The 2,172-nt window shown below is 38.4% G+C and carries 3 protein-coding genes; all 3 read right to left on the reverse strand.

Features of this window, described 5'->3' with window-relative positions:
• Positions 1–60 precede the first annotated feature (60 nt).
• The 3 genes from PUN32_RS13945 to PUN32_RS13960 all read right to left on the reverse strand — a co-directional run bounded on the left by PUN32_RS13945 (position 61) and on the right by PUN32_RS13960 (position 1,779).
• Positions 61–600, reverse strand: a complete 540-nt coding sequence (locus tag PUN32_RS13945; RefSeq protein WP_274723732.1) for a hypothetical protein — start codon at positions 598–600, stop codon at positions 61–63.
• A 145-nt stretch (positions 601–745) separates the two neighbouring features.
• Positions 746–1,390, reverse strand: a complete 645-nt coding sequence (locus tag PUN32_RS13955; protein ID WP_274723733.1) for a hypothetical protein — start codon at positions 1,388–1,390, stop codon at positions 746–748.
• Between the two features lie 200 nt (positions 1,391–1,590).
• On the reverse strand, positions 1,591–1,779 hold the full coding sequence (locus PUN32_RS13960) for a DUF645 family protein (protein WP_274723711.1): 189 nt from the start codon (positions 1,777–1,779) through the stop codon (positions 1,591–1,593).
• Positions 1,780–2,172: the final 393 nt, after the last annotated feature.

The raw sequence follows: 2,172 nt of genomic DNA on the forward strand, positions 1-2,172 counted from the left end.
GCTTGACACCCAATGAGTCAGAACGATTGTATTGGGAAAACTCTAAAACCGTGGCCAATTTTAGTTGACCACTACAGTTGGCATTGAGAATGGAGCAAAAACTTTTGCAATTACACAGTACAAGGCGAGATTCACATCTTGTGGCTTCTCAGATTTTAAAGTTTCTCCGAACTCTTTTTCACACAACCTTCCAAACAAATTCACGTTTTTCGAGTACAGACGTAGAACACGCTCTAACTCTTGTGTTTTTGAATGCAGAAAGTTCAAACCATTTAATCTAGCATTATGAATAGCGAAATTTTCATGTCCAATTCTACCTATTGCTTTTAGAAATGGGGTATGCCCCATTTGGTATTTACCAAAAGTGACAGGGAAGTCTAGATGTAAATCGACAAATGGATACTCATTAGTAAAAGGGCCATCAAACTGAATAGCTTTAGCACCTTTTACTTTCACGCCTTTCCCAATTTCAATATAAATAGCCTCTCCACAACTCGGACAGCAAAATCTTATAGGCTGAAAATCTCTGTTGGACATACCTATTCTGCAGTCAACTAAACACTCACAAGTTGTACATTCAAATCTTTGATTAAAATTCATTTATTATTACCAAATTACCTAGCTGCTTAACGCCGCGTTAAGGGGTGAATGCCGCATAAGCCAACTTTCTGCAAACCACTTTCACCACCAAAAATCACCGCACACCAAAAATGCCACGCGGCATGAATCCCTCTTGAACGCCTTGTTAGGCGACTTTACTAATGCCCGAATTTATTGCCCCTAAAACCCCCAACATTAAAAAAATAGCCGCAAGATAGACATAGTATACTTTGCAATAACTAACATTACTCAAAGACAACGTTTTATTTTTATCGAAATTAACCAATATCCAATGAATTAGTGACACGAATATTGGATAGCTCATTAGCAATATTATGCTGGATATTAGGGTTACATTATCTTCGGACAGTCCAAAACTCAACCATACGAACACTGAGTAAGCAACGGCCTGAATTCGGAATAAATTAATTTTAGGTTTCACCTCAAAATTGTACTTATCTCGCATCACCTCTGCGAATTTCAACTGATCGAGAATAAACATTTTCATACCTAAACTGACAGCAATTGACAATATTACTGCACTATGTACTTGATTCTGTGTATAGCTTAAACCAACAAATCCTGCATAATAGATGATTATTTCTGCAATGTAGTGTTGGTAAAAATCTACAGCATCAAGAATAAACCCTTTCCACTTAAAGATACTTTCTGATAACGATGCAATTGAACTGACTGAAAGAAAAAATGAGATCATAATAAAAATTCTATTTAATGAACCAGCCTTTTTATATAGTTCAACCGCCTCTATAAAGCTTTCACGTATATTCAACCTTCTCTCAATCTCCATAAATTGCCTAACGCTCGCCTAAGGGGCTGGCAACGCACAAACTAACTTAACGCATAGCAAATTAACCACAAAAATCACCGCATACCAAAAATGCTACGCGTTGACAGTCCCGCTTGAGGCGCTTGTTAGTTTCGTAGCCGATTGTTTCAAAATGATTTTTACCAAAACACTTGAACCATATTTTATGCAGAACTATCGAGCAAAAACACGTCCAGTATCAAACGCTGTGAAGTTGGCAGCCAAAACTCAAAACGATCAAGGTTGAGTTGGGCAATAACCAAATTTCCAACAAAGAAAGCACGCCTAAAGCGATGTTGCTGCTTTTGTAAAATCAAACTTGCCGTGTGGACGCTTCCACAAAATGGATGCATCAAAGTTTGATTACTTTAGCGATCTTGTGCCAGCGACATTTTCAACGCTTTCTACCCAATCAGCATCAAACAAAGCACCAAAGCCAATTCGTAAACTTTGAGCACCAAAACTCAGTTTTTCGGAGTATTTAGCACCAATATTTATGAATTTTCTTGATAGAAACTAACGCTCGCCTAAGGGGCTAGCAACGCACCAACCAGCTTAACGCATAGCAAATTAATCACAAAAACCTGCCGCATAACAAAAATGCCACGCGTTGACAGTCCCTCTTGAGGCGCTTGTTATGATTCACCTTGCCACTCACGTGGCGTATCACTACAATAATGAAAACTTTAAATGAAGGAATACATTATGTCTACCGCTAGCATACGCCTTGACCAAAGCCTCGTCGA

This window comes from Vibrio chanodichtyis (assembly GCF_028863985.1).
Classification (GTDB): Bacteria; Pseudomonadota; Gammaproteobacteria; order Enterobacterales; family Vibrionaceae; genus Vibrio; species Vibrio chanodichtyis.

What these genes read in the sequence shown, in the direction of transcription:
- PUN32_RS13945 (WP_274723732.1), bottom strand. Translation starts at nt 600, where the DNA reads ATGAATTTTAATCAAAGATTTGAATGTACAACTTGTGAGTGTTTAGTT.
- PUN32_RS13960 (WP_274723711.1), bottom strand. Translation starts at nt 1,779, where the DNA reads ATGCATCCATTTTGTGGAAGCGTCCACACGGCAAGTTTGATTTTACAA.